This is a genomic window from Methanorbis rubei (assembly GCF_032714495.1).
Classification (GTDB): Archaea; Halobacteriota; Methanomicrobia; order Methanomicrobiales; family Methanocorpusculaceae; genus Methanocorpusculum; species Methanocorpusculum rubei.
In genome coordinates, this window is sequence record NZ_JAWDKB010000003.1 from 176,111 (window position 1) to 192,195 (window position 16,085).

22 protein-coding genes are annotated in these 16,085 nt (G+C 50.7%); 2 read left to right on the forward strand and 20 right to left on the reverse strand.

Going from position 1 to position 16,085, the window contains the following annotated elements:
• Positions 1–66: 66 nt before the first annotated feature.
• Genes McpCs1_RS04360 through McpCs1_RS04375 form a run of 4 tightly spaced genes read right to left on the reverse strand, consistent with a single transcriptional unit; the run spans position 67 to position 3,517 of the window.
• The gene (locus McpCs1_RS04360) at positions 67–774 is read right to left on the reverse strand and encodes a glycosyltransferase family 2 protein (protein WP_338096039.1); all 708 of its coding nucleotides are present in this window, start codon (positions 772–774) and stop codon (positions 67–69) included.
• The gene (locus tag McpCs1_RS04365; RefSeq protein WP_338096040.1) at positions 771–1,745 is read right to left on the reverse strand and encodes a glycosyltransferase family 4 protein; all 975 of its coding nucleotides are present in this window, start codon (positions 1,743–1,745) and stop codon (positions 771–773) included. Before McpCs1_RS04365 ends, McpCs1_RS04360 begins: the two co-directional genes overlap by 4 nt.
• The gene (locus tag McpCs1_RS04370; protein ID WP_338096041.1) at positions 1,742–3,055 is read right to left on the reverse strand and encodes a protoporphyrinogen/coproporphyrinogen oxidase; all 1,314 of its coding nucleotides are present in this window, start codon (positions 3,053–3,055) and stop codon (positions 1,742–1,744) included. Before McpCs1_RS04370 ends, McpCs1_RS04365 begins: the two co-directional genes overlap by 4 nt.
• 57 nt (positions 3,056–3,112) lie before the next feature.
• A complete protein-coding gene (locus tag McpCs1_RS04375; RefSeq protein WP_338096042.1) occupies positions 3,113–3,517 on the reverse strand; it encodes an arsenate-mycothiol transferase ArsC in 405 nt (134 codons plus the stop codon).
• 145 nt (positions 3,518–3,662) lie between these two features.
• Here McpCs1_RS04375 and McpCs1_RS04380 point away from each other — a divergent pair, with 145 nt between their 5' ends.
• Positions 3,663–4,595, forward strand: a complete 933-nt coding sequence (locus McpCs1_RS04380) for a PEGA domain-containing protein (protein ID WP_338096043.1) — start codon at positions 3,663–3,665, stop codon at positions 4,593–4,595.
• Between the two features lie 371 nt (positions 4,596–4,966).
• Here the strand turns inward: McpCs1_RS04380 and McpCs1_RS04385 are convergent, their stop codons facing one another.
• The 15 genes from McpCs1_RS04385 to McpCs1_RS04455 form a co-directional block, all read right to left on the reverse strand.
• On the reverse strand, positions 4,967–5,476 hold the full coding sequence (locus tag McpCs1_RS04385) for a 4Fe-4S dicluster domain-containing protein (protein WP_338096044.1): 510 nt from the start codon (positions 5,474–5,476) through the stop codon (positions 4,967–4,969).
• Positions 5,477–5,478: 2 nt separating this feature from the next.
• Positions 5,479–6,480 (reverse strand): respiratory chain complex I subunit 1 family protein, encoded by a 1,002-nt coding sequence (locus tag McpCs1_RS04390; protein ID WP_338096045.1) that lies wholly within the window; start codon positions 6,478–6,480, stop codon positions 5,479–5,481.
• Positions 6,477–7,703, reverse strand: coding sequence for a hydrogenase large subunit (locus McpCs1_RS04395; RefSeq protein ID WP_338096046.1), 1,227 nt, complete (start codon positions 7,701–7,703; stop codon positions 6,477–6,479). Before McpCs1_RS04395 ends, McpCs1_RS04390 begins: the two co-directional genes overlap by 4 nt.
• 1 nt (position 7,704) lies before the next feature.
• Positions 7,705–8,295: an NADH-quinone oxidoreductase subunit C gene (locus McpCs1_RS04400; protein WP_338096047.1), complete on the reverse strand. Its 591-nt coding sequence runs from the start codon at positions 8,293–8,295 to the stop codon at positions 7,705–7,707.
• Positions 8,292–8,729, reverse strand: coding sequence for an NADH-quinone oxidoreductase subunit B family protein (locus McpCs1_RS04405; RefSeq protein WP_338096048.1), 438 nt, complete (start codon positions 8,727–8,729; stop codon positions 8,292–8,294). The genes McpCs1_RS04400 and McpCs1_RS04405 overlap by 4 nt, the downstream gene beginning before the upstream one ends.
• Positions 8,726–9,064 (reverse strand): membrane-bound hydrogenase complex subunit MbhI, encoded by a 339-nt coding sequence (gene mbhI / locus McpCs1_RS04410; protein WP_338096049.1) that lies wholly within the window; start codon positions 9,062–9,064, stop codon positions 8,726–8,728. Before mbhI ends, McpCs1_RS04405 begins: the two co-directional genes overlap by 4 nt.
• Positions 9,061–10,638, reverse strand: coding sequence for a proton-conducting transporter transmembrane domain-containing protein (locus tag McpCs1_RS04415; protein ID WP_338096050.1), 1,578 nt, complete (start codon positions 10,636–10,638; stop codon positions 9,061–9,063). The genes mbhI and McpCs1_RS04415 overlap by 4 nt, the downstream gene beginning before the upstream one ends.
• On the reverse strand, positions 10,635–10,982 hold the full coding sequence (locus McpCs1_RS04420) for a sodium:proton antiporter (RefSeq protein WP_338096051.1): 348 nt from the start codon (positions 10,980–10,982) through the stop codon (positions 10,635–10,637). The genes McpCs1_RS04415 and McpCs1_RS04420 overlap by 4 nt, the downstream gene beginning before the upstream one ends.
• Positions 10,979–11,500 carry a Na(+)/H(+) antiporter subunit B gene (locus tag McpCs1_RS04425; protein ID WP_338096052.1) on the reverse strand — a complete coding sequence of 174 codons (522 nt, stop codon included), beginning with the start codon at positions 11,498–11,500 and terminating at the stop codon, positions 10,979–10,981. Before McpCs1_RS04425 ends, McpCs1_RS04420 begins: the two co-directional genes overlap by 4 nt.
• A gap of 1 nt (position 11,501) precedes the next feature.
• On the reverse strand, positions 11,502–11,777 hold the full coding sequence (gene mbhE / locus McpCs1_RS04430; protein WP_338096053.1) for a hydrogen gas-evolving membrane-bound hydrogenase subunit E: 276 nt from the start codon (positions 11,775–11,777) through the stop codon (positions 11,502–11,504).
• 1 nt (position 11,778) lies between these two features.
• The gene (locus McpCs1_RS04435; RefSeq protein ID WP_338096054.1) at positions 11,779–12,045 is read right to left on the reverse strand and encodes a hydrogenase subunit MbhD domain-containing protein; all 267 of its coding nucleotides are present in this window, start codon (positions 12,043–12,045) and stop codon (positions 11,779–11,781) included.
• The gene (gene mnhG, locus McpCs1_RS04440; protein WP_338096055.1) at positions 12,042–12,422 is read right to left on the reverse strand and encodes a monovalent cation/H(+) antiporter subunit G; all 381 of its coding nucleotides are present in this window, start codon (positions 12,420–12,422) and stop codon (positions 12,042–12,044) included. The genes McpCs1_RS04435 and mnhG overlap by 4 nt, the downstream gene beginning before the upstream one ends.
• Positions 12,419–12,685 carry a cation:proton antiporter gene (locus tag McpCs1_RS04445; RefSeq protein ID WP_338096056.1) on the reverse strand — a complete coding sequence of 89 codons (267 nt, stop codon included), beginning with the start codon at positions 12,683–12,685 and terminating at the stop codon, positions 12,419–12,421. Before McpCs1_RS04445 ends, mnhG begins: the two co-directional genes overlap by 4 nt.
• Positions 12,682–13,227, reverse strand: coding sequence for a Na+/H+ antiporter subunit E (locus McpCs1_RS04450; protein WP_338096057.1), 546 nt, complete (start codon positions 13,225–13,227; stop codon positions 12,682–12,684). Before McpCs1_RS04450 ends, McpCs1_RS04445 begins: the two co-directional genes overlap by 4 nt.
• A 368-nt stretch (positions 13,228–13,595) precedes the next feature.
• Entirely contained in the window at positions 13,596–13,955 is a 360-nt protein-coding gene (locus McpCs1_RS04455) for a winged helix-turn-helix transcriptional regulator (RefSeq protein WP_338096058.1), read from the reverse strand.
• 117 nt (positions 13,956–14,072) lie between these two features.
• On the opposite strand from McpCs1_RS04455, the gene McpCs1_RS04460 reads away from it, so the two are divergent.
• A complete protein-coding gene (locus McpCs1_RS04460) occupies positions 14,073–14,609 on the forward strand; it encodes a flavodoxin family protein (protein WP_338096059.1) in 537 nt (178 codons plus the stop codon).
• A 109-nt stretch (positions 14,610–14,718) separates the two neighbouring features.
• On the opposite strand, the gene McpCs1_RS04465 is transcribed toward McpCs1_RS04460, so the two are convergent.
• Positions 14,719–16,053, reverse strand: a complete 1,335-nt coding sequence (locus tag McpCs1_RS04465) for an aspartate aminotransferase family protein (protein ID WP_338096060.1) — start codon at positions 16,051–16,053, stop codon at positions 14,719–14,721.
• Positions 16,054–16,085 lie beyond the last annotated feature (32 nt).

Consider the following 16,085-nt stretch of genomic DNA (forward strand, 5'->3'; position numbering starts at 1 on the left):
AGTAAATGAACCTGAGGGAAGATAAAAAGAACTGAAAAAATAATTATGGAAAAATAAACAAAAAAATTATTTCTTCCCGTACTCCTTCCCGGCGTACTGGTACTTCTCCGAAGTTCCCCCATGAGTCACAATATACAGCCACTGGTAAATCGATTTCATCGCCCCAAACTCAATATATCTCCGCATCGAAAACCCGACCTTCAGATTCGTATCAAGTTTCACCTTTCCATACTGTTTCATCCGGCGGGCAATCTCAAAATCATCACCCGCATCAGCCGTAATATACATCCCGGCCTCCATAAACAGATCCTTCCGGAACGCAGTATTACAGCCGAGCGTCATATAAATAGTTCCCGTCCAGTAACCGAGTCTTGACACAATATTGTATCCGAGAAGAGACAGCTTATGCTTAATTCCCGGCTCAAGCGGATACACAATACCGTAAATCGTCGACGCATCAGGATATTTTTTGAAATCCGCAAGAACTTTCTCCAGCCAGTCGCGGGGAAGGAAACAGTCCGCATCAGTTGTCGCAAGAATATCGTACTTCGCAGCCATCGCACCATCATTTCGTGCGCCGCCAACCTTCTTACTCGTCTGAATAAACACCAGATCCGCGTACTTCTCCGCAATCTCGCGGGTCTTATCCTTCGAATTACCGTCCACCACGATGATCTCGTATTGATCTCGCGGAAGCGTCTGATCACACAGACTCTGAAGGCATGCCTCCACGCCCTCCTCCTCATTAAACGTTGGAACTATAACAGAAATCATGCCAAAAGCCTCTCATACAAATCCACATGCATCTTTGCAATGCGATGAATATCAAACTGCTCAACCGATGCCCGCGACGTTGTTGCCGACCGTCGCCAGAGTTCCTCATCTCTGATGAGGAACTCAGCCTCCTCATTGTTCGAGAAAAATCCGCAGATGCCGGAGAACACCTCGCGGAACTCTGGCAGATCGCGGGAGATAACCGGGAGACCGCTTGCAAGGCCCTCCAGAGCAACGATCGACATAATCTCGCCGTACGAAGGCATGAACAGCAGGTCAGCTCCACAATAGACCGCCGTAATATCAGGAACAAAACCGGTGAAGATAACATTCGAGCCGGCCTTCGCCTTTCGTTCCTCAATCATCTTGCGGTCGCTCGACAGCAACCCGTACGGATAACCGCCAACCCACACAAACGTGTACTCAGGCATCGTGTCGGCGATGGTCAGAAAATCATAGATTCCTTTTCGAGGAGTCTGCTGGGCAACAGTCAGAACAACCGGCCGGTCATCCGAAATTCCGAGGAACTCACGGAACTCACGGCGTTTCTGATCTGACGGAGCGAAACTGGTCAGGTCAACGCCGTTTGGGATCATCGTTATCGGCATATCGGGAAGCATGTCCTGAACCTCGCGGGTACTCGGCGGCGTAATCGTTACGATGTGGTCGAACTTCCGATAGATCGGCGGGTAAAGGCGATTGATGTAGGAAGCTCCGGCAACGTTGCCGGTATTCAGACGAGGCGTTGAGTGGGCGGTCAGAATACTGATGCCTTTGTTACGCATCCGGTTGAGATGAACGCCTGGCCCGAACGAGTGGTAGTGCGTGACATCCATCGAAGGACTGGAACTATTATAGTAGGCCTCAACTCCCGGAACTGCAGCGATGCCTTGGTAAAGCATGCGGGCGAGGGTGGAACAGCCGATGTACTTGAACACCCAGTAGTCTTCAACGTAGATGTTGACCTTCATTGCCGTTTCACGAAGTCCAGGACGCTGCGGATGCAGCCGTCCATATTCAGATATTCAAACTGGGAGAACCTGCCGACGAGATCAACTCCGGCAGTTCCTTCCAGATAATTTCGAACGATTTTGATATTTTGCAGATAGTCGAGGTCGTAGACAACGTAGGCGAACTTGAAGTGATCAACTGCGGCGTGAACGACATCGGCTTTGTTTGGAACGATGCCCATTCGAACGAGACCGTCAACCGTGTGGGAGACGAGCTCTGCATCCGTCATCTTTGAAATGTCGTCACCTTCGTTGTAGGTGATCTCTGCCAAAACTGCGGCACAGCCTTCAGGAGCCACGTGATGCGAGAAGTTGGAAGGGAAGGAGAGGCGGTTGAACATTCCCCATTCATCTTCGGGGACGTACATCCATGAGATGTCTGGGGCAGTTCCTTTGAATCCTACGCTGATGCAGGCGATGGAGTTGTAGCGGAGAGCATCACAGGCTGTGCGGACATTGTCCGGAACGCCTTCAAGCATCGGAAGAAGAATCTGTAAAGGAACAGTGGAGATGAACCGGTCTGCAGTGATGGTCTGTTTGCCGTTGCTAATCTCCCAGCCGTTCGCAGTCTTTTTGACGGTTGTTGCTTCAAAGTTGGTGATGATATTGTTTTTGATTGGAGCAGCAATTGCGGTGACCAGGGATTCAATGCCGCCGTCTATTGGGTAGGAGAATACCGCCTGATGAGTGTATCCTTCGGTTTCGATGCCGATCGCGGATTTGATGATGTCGTCAACCGGCGGGCGGGGAACTCTGCCGTCCATCCAGTGTTTGGACATTTTTTCGGTCGGGTAGTTCCAGATCTTTTCATTGTAGGGAACAAGGTAACACTCGGCGATTCCTTTGCCGAAGTTTGCATAGATCCAGTCGCGGAAGTTTTCCGGGACCGGGATTTCTCCCTTCTCATTCGCGATGAGATTTTTGATGTACTCGCTGATGCAGAAGTAGAGGTCTTCTTTGGGCAGGTCGGCAAGGCCGTTTTCAAACGGGTATTTGATGTACTGGTGTTTGTAATAGATTTTGGTATTTCGGTTGCGGGTGTCCCGGTTGTCTTCGAGGACATCCTGCATGAATCCAAGGACTTCGGTGTCCTTGGAGAATATGATATGTGATCCGCCGGAATCAAAGGTAAATCCGTTGCGTGTTTCTGATTGGCAGAGTCCGCCAATCTTTGTTTCTTTTTCAAGAACGGTTACGTCATCGCCGCGTTCCGCAAGGAGACGGGCGAGGGTGACACCGGTTAAGCCTCCGCCGAGAATTGCCCACTTCACGGTACTATAATGTGTGTTATAGGATTATACTCTTTATGATGATTTGTGTGCCGCGCCTCACAGAACAGCTGAAAGTTCATCCAGCATCCACTGACGAAGTTCGTCTCGTGTTCTGCGGTAGTCGGAGAGTTCATCTTCACCAATCCATGGTTCGGGAGATCGGATCGGATGAAAAAGTAATTTTTTTGTTTTGGGAAAATGATCTCTTGCTCCCCATGCATTTTCGCAGAGGACGATGATTACGTCATACGTTTGGTCCGGCAGTTCGGTGAGATGTTTTGCCTGCATGTTCGAACAGTCACAGCCTGATTCTTCGAGACACCGGACGACATAAGGAGAGATGTTTCCTCTGGCAACTCCTGCCGAATTGATGTTCCAGTCAGGATGAAGTTGTCTGCATACGCCTTCAGCGATCTGGGAGCGGACAGAGTTGTAGGTGCAGAGGAAGAGGATAGAAGGCATTGAAGAAGTATGTACTGCGGTCAATGATGAAATTGTTTACTGGCAAAAGGCGTGAAAGATCTCAGGTTTGAAGCCATGCAGTCAGAAAATATATACCCTCTCGAATGAAACAGAAAAACATATTCTAAAAAATTGTGTGACTGGCATGAAATATACAAAAATCCTCTTCGTTCTCCTTGCAGCAGTTCTCTTTGCCGCATGTCTTTGCGCGCCGGCAGCTGCCTGGCATACCAATACCGATGCAAAAGTATCTCCCACAGGTGTTCTGATGCCGGGAGATACTGTGACTACCGAAGTTTCCCTCACCTTTTTGCGGGGAAACCCTACGGATCACAGCCTGTATCTGACCACCGACCTCTCTAACGCCCAGTGGAAATGTGAAATATTCCATGCAGGAGGAACACCTCTTACCACACTCGCGCACTCCGGGAAATACTACTCGATAAACGGATTCAGCTTGTCCTATAGGTCACATGAAATCATTACGACCATCACGCTGACCGGAACAGTTCCCCAAAGCACGATCGGCAGTGAACTCGTCCTCCTCAGTGCCGAAGAAAGTACTGCCAACGACATTGTCATCTCTTCGTATGAAAAGAAGGCGGTGATCGGATCATCAGCAGCTACGGCAACACCGACAGCGACCGCCACAGCAACTACAACCACAACGGCAACCGCTACCCAGACTACAACCGCAACGACCACAGCGACGCCAGTTGCGACCGCAACACCAAAACCAACTCCGTCAACTGCGACAGTTATCATCTCCTCAAACCCGTCAGGCTCTGACATATTCATCGACAACAACTACAAAGGATTCACGCCGACCACACAGACAGATGTCAGCCCCGGAATGCACACGATTCTTCTGAAGAAGGACGGCTATCTGGATGATACTCAGACGATGAGATTTGATGCAGGCGTCACGTACGACATGAGCTTCACTCTCGCGCCCGAACCAAAAGCATCCGAGGTGGTGATCGATCTCGTCAAAGAGTATCCGACCGCTTCGCTTGTCGTGGTGCTGATCTTTGTAGTCGGTGTTTTCATTCTGATGCTGCTTGTTAGAAGACGATGAACTTTTTTTTTATTTTTTTTTGATTCAGAAAAAAAATGTTCTGATGAAATTTATTTTTTCGTAGGAATTACGCGGTGTGATTTCTGAAACGCGAATAACGCGAATAAAAAAATCGCCAATGGCGATTTTTAAAAAACTACCAAAATTATTTATTTGAACATATCTATCCATTTAGAAATGTATAGGATTTTTTTATTTGTGCTATTCGTGTTATTCCGCGAAGCTGCAAAGCAGGCCGAAGGCATGTGATTCGCGTTTCGAAATATTCGCCATCGCGCAACTCCAACTCAAGAAAAAAAAATCATTTCATGACAGTGAATTCAACTGCCTCGAATTCGAGGCAATAAAAAAATAAAAAAAAGAGTTCCTCCTTACTCCACAATCTGACTCTCGGCGAACCGGTCCTCAGTTGCGAGCAGGAACTCATTACTCATGGACAACGCATCCTTCGAACAGATATCAATGCACTGTCCGCAGAAGATACAGCTGGCAACATAAATCCGAATGCGTTTTTCCGTCTTCGTCTTCTCGGAAACATTGCCTTCAGCGTCAGTCACCGAAATTTTCACCGGCGGATAAACTACCTGCTCAATCGCGTGAGCAGGACAGACCTTCAAACATAATCCGCATCCATTGCAGGCTGCTCTATCATAGACAATTTTTCCGCGGAATGCTTTCGGCTCTGCAACCGGTGGAGTGATTGTTGCTTTCCCGTTTGCAACATCTCCCAAGAATCCGGTGATGGATTTCGGCAGGCGAACGGCAGGGAACAGATTCGTCACCGGTTTTTTCACGGACTGCACAAGGATCTCCTTGAACATTGGAAGTGACCCGCGACGCGGGGAACGAACCAAATCTTTGGTTTGCGACTGCTTTACCATTCTCAGATCACCCCAAGCAGATACGCATCAGCCATCATCAGAATAATCGCAACAGCACCAAGACCGCCCAGCACCAGCCAGTAAAGTCCCATCACCTGCGTAATTCTGAAACGTGCCATCATCGTCCGGACGACTGTGACTGAAACAACCGCGACGAAGATAACTTTCAGAACAAAGAAGATAAGATCCACAACGCCTGCCGCAGCTCCGGTAAGACCAAGGAACGGTGAAAGATTCCAGGGCAGCAGGAGAATAATGCCAAACGCCGCCATCGCAACAGTCTTCACTGCCTGAGAAAGCGTGAAGAGACCAAGGTTCTTACCAGAGTACTCAACAAGAATACCGCCGGCAAGCTCGGTCTCAGCTTCGGGCGAGTCGAACGGAATCTTCGACAGCTCTCCGGGCGTAACCCAGGCGAGCATCACGAGAAGCAGCAGGAGGGCAACAATGCCCAGAGGTCCCACAACATCCCATGCCGAAGTCTGCATCAGGGTCAGCATCGAGAACGGATCCGCAACACCTGCGGCCATCAGCCGCCAGGCAATCGCAATCACTGCTGCTGCAAGCGGCAGTTCATACGCAATCATCGAAACCATCTCACGCTGGGCACCAACCGTCGCATACGGAGAACCGGATGCAAAACCGCCGATAACCAGAGCAAGTGAAGGGATGATCAGCAGATAGAGCACGAGGATAACATCGCCGAGCTCGCCGAGAATCGGGGCAAAGCTGCCGAACGGCAGATACATCAGAATCGCAATCGCTGATGCGAGGGCAATGATCGGCATGGCATTGAACAGCCAGGGGATCGCATTCGCCGGAACGATGTTCTGCTTCGCAAACAGTTTGCGAACATCGGTAAACGGCTGAAGAAGCGGTGGGCCGATACGTGCCTGCATGCGGGCAACAATTCTCCGGTCAACTCCTGAAAGGATCAGACCAAACACAATTGCAAGGATCGCAAGAACGATGGTTCCGCCAACCGCTGCAAGAATTATATTCATTGTTTCATCCTCCGCGTCTTCTCATACGACAAACGGGTCAGCTCCTCTTTGGTGAAAATTTTTGTTCTGGATGCGTCAGCGTCCGTGACTGCCACGCGGTCAGTGCAGGAGAGACAGGGATCAACCGAGGCAACGATGATTGGAATGTCTGCGAGCTGGGCACCTTTCAGGATCAGCGGCCAGACATGCAGGTTGCTGTAGGACGAAGCCTTCACTTTCCATGCGATCGGAGCATCTGATCTGTCCATTGCAACATAATGCAGACATTCGCCGCGGGGAGCTTCATGACGGCCGACGGCTTCGCCTTCGGCCTTCTTGCATGTGGCAAGAATTTTGGCAACTTTTTCTTCCCAGAGGACCGGGCCCGCCGGCATATTGGCAAGACACTGTTCAATGATTTCAATCGACTGAGCAATCTCAAAGATGCGGACAACGATTCTGTCATAGGTATCGCCGTTCACTTCGCTGCCGTAAGCAGTGGGAAGGATCGGTTTGAGATCCAGATCTCCGTAAGCTGCGTACGGATAATCCACACGAAGGTCAGCCGTGCAACCCGAGGCTCTTGCGGTCGGACCGACCGTTGAGTAGGCCATGGCTTTTTCAAACGAAAGAAGTCCGGTTCCTTTACAGCGGGAACTGATCACCGCATCTTCGAGGAACAGGGTCTTGAGTTTGCCGAAGAGATCCTTGTAGTTGTTGAGACAGCGAAGGATCTGTTCATGCTGATCCTCGGTGATGTCACGACGAACTCCTCCGATCTGGATGATGTCATAGTTCACGCGGTTGCCGGTGATGAGTTCGATTGCATCCATCGCCTCTTCGCGGACACGCCACGCAAGATAGAACAGCGTGTCAAATCCAAGTTCATGCGCCGCAACTCCTGCCCAGAGCAGGTGGGACTGAATGCGTTCAAACTCTGCGATGATCGTTCGGACATAATCTGCCCGTTCGGGGACAGTGATGTCTGCGATCTGTTCGACTGCCCGTGCGAATGCGAGCGAGTGGGTCACGCCGCAGATACCGCAGATGCGGTCGGTTAAGTGAACAATCTGTACAGGATTTCTGGACAGACCCATCCACTCAATACCGCGATGCGTCTGGCCGGGAGTGAAATCAGCAGAGATTACCTCTTCACCGACAACCGTCAGCTCGATATGAACCGGCTCTTTTAACGCCGGATGAATCGGGCCGACCGGTACGATGTAGGGTGCTTTCTTTGCCATGTTACTCATCTCCTCCGCCAAGTGGTGCGGGCGGCCTGTTTACAGGACGGCCGCATGCCCAGAGATCTTTTATCATGGAGTCTGGAATTTTCTTGTCGTCTTTGCGGAGCGGATACACATCCTTCGGGAAGTTCTGCGGAAGGAAGAACTTATGCGGAGCCGGTGCAAGGCCGTCAATGGTGATTCCCAGATACTCGGTCTTCTCATGTTCGGTGAACGCCGCACCTTCGAGAATGTCCGTAAGCGTCGGCAGGCGGGCATCGTTCTTTGGAAGATCTAAAGAGAAGATCACCATGTATTCTCCCTTCACAACTCCGCCGTAGATTGAGAAGATGTACTGTATCCGAAGATCAGGCGAGTCTGCACCTTTGTCGTATCCTGCAATGCAGGAGAGATGCGGATACCAGATCTTCATCAGCTCTTCTGCTGCTGCGTGAACAGCGTCCCGGCGGATCGTTATCCAGATATTGATATTTTCAATTTTTTTGCTTCCTTCAGCCCGCCGTTGAATGCGGGTGTCAAGAACTGCGTCGCCAAGGGCCGCGGTAAGTTGTGCCGCAACCTCTTCAGGCGAAAGAATTTTGTCGGTCATGCCTCACCGTCTCCCTGTAATCGTTCAAGTTTTGCAATTGCAGTCACCACGCCCTGAATGATTGCTTCCGGACGCGGGGCGCATCCGGGAACATAGACGTCGACCGGAATGATCTGGTCGATCGGGCCTGCAAGGTTGTAGGAGGTGCTGAACACACCGCCGGACTGACCGCAGGTTCCAACAACCATCACCAGTTTCGGGCCGGGCATCTGAGCATACACAAGCCGCAGACGGTCCGCCATCTGATTGGTGACAGGACCAGTTACCAGTAACACGTCTGCGTGACGCGGAGAGCCGACCAGTTTTACGCCGAAGCGTTCAGGATCATAACGGGGCGTAAGGGTTGCGACAATTTCAATGTCGCAACCGTTACAGGACCCGCTGTTGAAGTGGAAGACCCACAGCGACCGGTTCAGTGAAGTTGTCATCTTCATAACAGAATCACCGCCACGAAGAGAACAACCACACCTATCAGGAACCATGAGACGTAATCGTTCACAATTCCTGAGTGAAGTGGGATGAGTTTGTCATAGTAGGACTTGAGAGCTGCGGTAAATCCCCAGTACATGTTGCCGGCACGAACGTGGACGGCACCTTTTGCAGGCTCGGCATTACCGGAGAGATAAGACGCAGTCTGTTCGGTGTCCTCGTCATAGTCTGACTCGCCGCATCTCCAGATTATCCAGGAGAAGAGGAGAGCGACTGCAATGACGCATAACCATACAAGCGGGTTCCATACACCAAATCCTGTTGTAAGAGTTCCAATCATAATCCACCTCCGAGAACGGATGCAATATACTGACCCTGATTGAGCAGGGCATCAGCTGCCGGAGCGACCAGAGTGTTGACGACGAGGTCAGGCACAAGACCGAACGCGACCACAAAGAATGCGAGAATTGCCATGCCGGCAAGCATTCTCTTTGGAACCTCGCGGACTTTTTCATACTCGGGCAGCTGCGGGCCCATGAATACTGAATGGAAGACCTTCATGAACGAGGCAAGCGTCAGGATACTTACGACCATGGCGATTACGGCGAGCGCCGGATTGAACGCGAACGTTGATTCATAGATCATCAGCTTTGAGGCAAAACCGTTGAACGGCGGAATGCCTGCGATCGCAAGGGCACCGATTAAGAAGAAGATCATCGTCCACTTCATTTTGTGGCCGAGTCCTCCCATCTCGTTGAGATTCCACACACCGGTACGGTAAATTACTGCGCCGACCGCAAGGAACAGCAGTCCTTTGTACATTGCATGGTTGATGATATGGAAGAGACCTCCTTCCATTGCCATTCTGCCGAACGCGTCGGTGAGGGCGATGTCGCCGAGAACAGCGAGAGCAACGCCGACTCCAAGCAGCATGTATCCGGTCTGGGATACTGCGTGATACGAGAGCAGGCGTTTGATGTCTTTCTGCGGAATTGCCATCGTGACACCGATAAACATCGAGAGAACACCAAGGATGATGATGACCCAGCCGATGGTTTCTGAGGTGAACACGTGTCCGTACACCGAGAAGAGAATACGAAACATTCCATACAGTCCTGCCTGACTTGCGACGATCATGAGTGCAGTGATGCCGGACGGTGCAACCGAGTAGGCGTCGGGCGTTGCAAAGTGGAACGGTACTGCTCCTGCTTTGGTGGCGAGTCCTGCAATGAAGAGGACGAGTGCCAGAATGTTTAAGGATGTCAGCGATATCTGTGATGCAATCACCGCCATGTTCAGTGAGTTGTACTGGGCGTACAGCAGGCCGATTGCAAAGAGAATCATCAGTGCGCCAACCGTGTTGACGATCAAATACTTCAGTGCCCCTTCTGCGGCAAGTCCGCCGTTGCGGTGGTACGCAATCAAGGCGGACGCGGCAAGAGAGTTGATCTCAAGGAACACGAAGAAGTTGAACATGTCGCCGGTTGAGACCATGCCAAAGATACCTGCGGTAAGCAGGAGGTAGAGGGCATAGAACTCTGAACGATAACTTCTCTTGCTCTGCGAAAGGGTGAGGTAGAGAATCACTGCAAACGAAACGATTGCAGCAGATATCAGCATTAATGCGCCGAATCCGTCGATCGCAAACAGAATGCGGATCGGAATTCCTCCTGAGTCGGCAGGAATCGTGCCGACGCCGGGAGCAGCACCAAACACGTAGACGATTGTGCCTTTGGCATACACCTGTGCTGCGAGAAGAATCGCAACGACTGACGAGACAAAGGATGCGAGAATCACCCATGCGTCACGGATGCTTGGCAGGAATCTGCCGATGACCGGCGTTAAGAATGCGCCAAACAAGGGAATCGCAATCAGCAGTGCCGGAAGGTTCGCAAGAAGAACGTCAGCGTTCATTCTTTGAGCCTCCGCATCTCATCAGCATTCACAGTTCCGTACTTTTTGTAGATCAGCATCACGAACGAAAGCATGAGTGCAGTTGTCGCAACGCCGATAACGATGTTTGTGAGAGTCAGCGCCTGAACGGTTGGCATGACCATCTCAACGCCCTCCGGAGCGCTGGTGAAGATCGGGGCAATGCCTCCTTCACGGTAGCCGAGGCTGACGAGGAAGAGGTTGACCGCTGCTTCAAGGATGCCAAGACCCATGATCATTTTGATCATGTTGCGTTTGAGAAGAACCATCGCAAAGCCGATGCCGATAAGAACCGCGACCGCGATGAACGGAAGGTTTGCGATCATGACTCATCCTCCGTCTGAGCGAAACTGACGGTTTCGGATTCATCCTCTTTCGCGGACGACTCTTTGAGTCCTGCAAACATGTAGAGGAGAACAACCGACAGACCGCCGAACACTTCGATACCAACTGCAAAGTTGAGTACCGGAATAATTCCTGCGGTGAAGAGGTCTCCTGCGTTCACACCGTACTCAACCGGGTTGCCGAAAAGTCCGCCGCTTGCGTTCAGCCAGTTGAAGAAGAACGAAGATGCGAGCACGAGTCCGGCAAGGGCTGTGCAGATGAAGAGGATGAGACCTGCTGATTCAATGAGTTTGAAGTTTTTGGCCTCGATGAAATTTTCCATACACTCGCGGTAGTAGTAACAGACAAGAACAAGGGCAACGCCTGTTGCAATTACTGCTCCTCCCTGGAATCCTCCGCCCGGAGAGATGTGGCCGTGAGCTACGACGTAGAAGCCGAAGATGAAGATGAACGGAATAAGCAGGCGTCCTGCTGATCTTCCGATAAGACCTGTTACCATGTTAGTGTCTCCTCCTGAAGAACATTGATACGCCTAAGACGGCGATGAAGAGAACGGTTGCTTCGCCAAGCGTGTCAAATCCACGGAAGTCGAAGACGATTGCGGTGACCGCATTGTTTGAACCTGTGTCAACCTGCGTGTGATCGATGTAGTACTGATCCGTGTTCGAAGTAAGCGGGTGGCCGAATGAGAGGCCGAACGCCGGCAGGAGCAGGATCAGTGTTACTGCGATGATGAGGAAGATGGTCAGCTTTGGAGGTACTGAACAACGTGCCATGTTATTCACTCTCCTCACGGGTTGTTCCACGGATGGCGATGATGAGAATTGCAGTCGAGATTCCTGCACCAATGGCAGCTTCTGCGATTGCAACATCAGGTGCCTGCAGGATGAAGAACTCCAGAGCCAGAAGGAAACTGAATGCTGCAAATGCGATTGCTGCTGCGATGAGGTCTTTGAGGAAGAAGACGGCAACCGCACAGAGAATCATTGCTGCAAGGAAGAGAATGTGTAAGATGACGTAGCTTGCAGGGAAGAGTTCGATCATTTGCGTGCCTCCTTTTGTGCGTTGAGTTTGGACTCGTCTTTCTTGAGTGCGTCAATCTGAAGGAGTTTCGGGGTGTTGCCCGAGCGGTATGCACTGCGGGCGATTGCATGAGTCGAGGTTGCTGCGGTGACAACAACGATGATTAAAGCAAGCAGTACGTGTGCTCCGTAGTTGAACCATGCGTCGTCTCCTGCGGCATACAAGGTGTATGCGTAGAGAAGTACGCCAAGTCCTGCGAAGAGGAGGCCGAAGCTTCCGACAAGGCCAGCAGCATGTATTCTTGTGTAGAAGTCGGGGAACCGGAAGAGTCCGATGACGCCAAGTACACTGAAGATTACGGATATTACGACGAAGAGGATGATGAGTTCGTCAATCATTCGAGGTCACCTCTGATGAGTTTTGCGACATAGAGTGTTCCAACAAAGGACAGCAGGGCATAGATGATTGCAACGTCGATGAAGCCGGGCTGGGCGAACCGGATCGAGAGGATGATCATGATGATGACAACGAGTGCGTTGATGACGTCGAGGGCAAGCATCCGATCCGCGTTGGTCGGGCCGAGCCACATCCGGACTCCGCATGCGAAGATGAGGAGGACGAAGATGATAGCTGCTATCATGAAGATGTCAATGTCGATCATTCGGTGATCCTCCGAATCCATTTGACGAGGTCGAGTTTGGCAAAGATTTTGCCGGGCTCGCGGGTTTCTTTTGCGTCGTCTCCGATGTCAAGGCAGTGAATGTAGAGTTCACGGGTTTCTTCGTTGACGTCAACCGTGGCGGTTCCGGGCTGGAAGGTGATGGAGGTTGAGAGCAGGAGTGCTCCGGCATCAGTGCTGAGTCCGGGAGTGAGTTTGACAATTCCGGGTCTGATGTTTCTGAGGGTGATGATCTTCCAGGCAACGGTGAGGTTGGCGATAATCAGTTCGATTACAAACGGAATGATATAGACTGCAAGCAGTAGCCAGCGAAGCGGGTTGGCCATGGCGTAGCGTTTGCCCTGCCATAGTTTGAGACATAGCAGCCCGGTAATAATCGAAAGAATTAGCCCGATGACAAGTTCGGGTACTGACCAGAGCAGGATTGAGTTGGTAGGGCCTGCGGAGCCGACAGATAGTACAAGATAGATGATAAACGCGGCGATAGTAGCCGAGATGAATGGGATGATGCTTTTTTTGGTCACGGGACTATCTCCTCCGTGAGGTTTGTGTTCAGCAATTTGTTCATACACACCTCCCCATACGATGGGGTCTGGCAGGTCCGGTTTGGATCTGCATCTATTATAATAGAATGTTCATGCAATTAAGGTGTGTGCTCGCCGGGTGGCGAGGGATGGAGTCAATTGTGTTTGTATTTGGAAATTTTTGTGTGTGGTCTCGCTTGGAATAACCACGGAATGCACAGAATTACACGGAGCTTCACTGAATGCACGGAGAACGCCTGCGGCGCCGGAATGCACGGAAAGGCTAAGGAAACTGGGATCTCAAAGCGATGACCTATACCCATACCCATAACTCTTAGGCTTTTCATGAAAAATAATGGGAAATGCGTTCAACTACAGATGATCTCGATTTCTTCGGTGATGTTTTCTCCTCCCCAGGTACAGAGCTGGTCGAGGATGGGCATGATTGATCTGCCTTTGTCGGTGAGTGAGTATTCTACTTTGGGAGGGATCTCAGGGTAGACGGTTCTGGTGACAAGTCCGCTTTTTTCAAGGTCTCTGAGTTCTTTGGTGAGCATTCTCTGGGTGATTTTTCTTGGAAGGGCCGGCTGTATCTGGCTGTATCTGAGGGTTCCGTCCATTAGGGCGTAGAGTATGTGGGCTTTCCATTTCCCTCCGATGATGTCAAGGGCTGCGTCGATTCCACAGATGTATTTTTGTTTTTTGGCGTTTGGAGGGTTATGGTCCATTAGTATCATTTGTGTGTGAATAAGACAAATATGTTCCTACCATCTATATGTGACATACCTGCAAAAAGTATACTTCAGAAGATGCGCCGATTTTTTTGGTGCGTCGGAGCTGATGGTATGAAACAGGTTCTGGTTATTTCGGCAACTCCGCGGAAAGGCGGAAATTCGGATGTTTTGTGTGATGAGTTTGTTCGCGGTGCAAGAGAGGCTGGACATTCTGCAGAGAAGATCTTTTTGTGTGATAAAAAAATCGGGTTCTGTACTGCATGTGATTACTGCCAGACGAATGCGGGCGAGTGTATTCAGGATGATGATATGGCGGAGATTTTGGAGAAACTTGTTTCTTCTGATGTGATTGTTCTTGCAAGTCCGGTCTACTTCTACACGCTGAATGCCCAGATGAAGACGCTGATCGATCGTGTGTATGCACGATTCACTGAGGTTCGCGGGAAAGAGCTCTACTTTATGGTGACTGCTGCGGATACAGAGGTTGCAAATATGCAGCGGACGATTGAGTGCTTCCGCGGTTTTGCAGACTGTCTGCCTGAGTCAAAGGAGATGGGTGTGATTTATGGTACCGGAGCATGGGAAGTTGGCGACATCAAGAAACTGCCGGCTATGGGGCAGGCGTACGAGATGGGCAAGGCAGTGTGAGAGAAGGGATTTTTTGAAATATTTTTTATTGAAGATCTTTTTGCAAAATTATTTTTGGATGATTTTTTTTTCAAAAAAAAAAGAAACGGGTCAGAGTCCCCTTACAAACTCAGACGACCGGTTTTATCATATCACTCTGCGGGGCTGGAACCATTCCTGCCGGATTCACCGTCTCTGCGATGACCTTCATCAGCATCTCAAGGCCCTGAACAAGCTGCTCATCCTCGATAACCAGAGGTGGCATAATCTTCACCACCGTATCCTCGCGGCCTGACAGCTCAAGAATCAGACCATTCTCAAAGCATGCCTTTCTGATCTGCTGCGTGGTTCCGCACGGATATGACCCGAAATCAATACCCCACATCAGACCAAGACCGCGGAACGTCAGAGAAGGATCAATCTGCCGCAGGCGTGCTGCCAGATACTCCTCAACAATTCTTCCCTTGCGAACCGTCTCGGCCTCAAGATTGTGCTCCATCATGTACTCGATTGCTGCTTTTCCCGCAACAAACGCCAGCTGGAACCCGCGGAACGTCCCGTTGTGCTCGCCCGGCAGAAGAACATCATACTCAGGCTTCACGAGAGCAATCGAACACGGCATACCAATACCGCCGAGAGACTTCGCCATCACCACAATATCAGGGATAATATCTGCCCGCTCGAACGAGAAGAACGAACCTGTTCTGCCGCAGCCGGTCTGAATCTCATCAAGGATTAAGAGCATATCATGCTTATCGCACAGCGCCCGCATATCGCGGAGCCACTCGTTCGACACAATATTAATGCCGCCCTCTCCCTGCACCGACTCAACAATGATCGCAGCCGGCTTGTCCACACCGCTGTGGTCATCGCTCAGCAGCATATCGATGTAGGCGATCGTATCAAATCCCGGCATCATCGACGGATGCGGAACATGCGTCACATTGCCGAGTGAGACACCGCAGGCATCACGTGCCGACCTCTCGGTCGTCAACGCAAGCGAGCCAAGCGACATACCATGGAAGCCGCCCATTAAGGCAAGCACATTTGATCTGCCTTTGACTTTCCTCGCAATCTTCAGTGCGACCTCGACAGCATTCGTGCCGGTCGGTCCCGGGAACAGAACCTTATAGTCAAATCCCCGCGGGATGAGAATCTCTCTCTCCAGACAGTCGATGAACTCGCCTTTTGCGATCGAGTACATATCAAGACCATGGAGAAGTCCGTCTCCCATTAAATATTCAACAACTTTTCCCTTGATATAGTCATTATTATGACCATAATTGCAGCTTCCTGCTCCACAGAGGAAATCAATGTATTCTCTTCCACTCTGATCGATCAGTACTGACCCTTTGGCTTTCGAGAAAATAACCGGATATTTTCTGCAGTACGATCTCACGTTGCTTTCGAAGGTTTCGAATACCGTTGGTTCCATTAAGACGTCGTTTGTGTTTCTCTGACCCATAGACCACACCCCCACTTGTTGTATAGGATAGT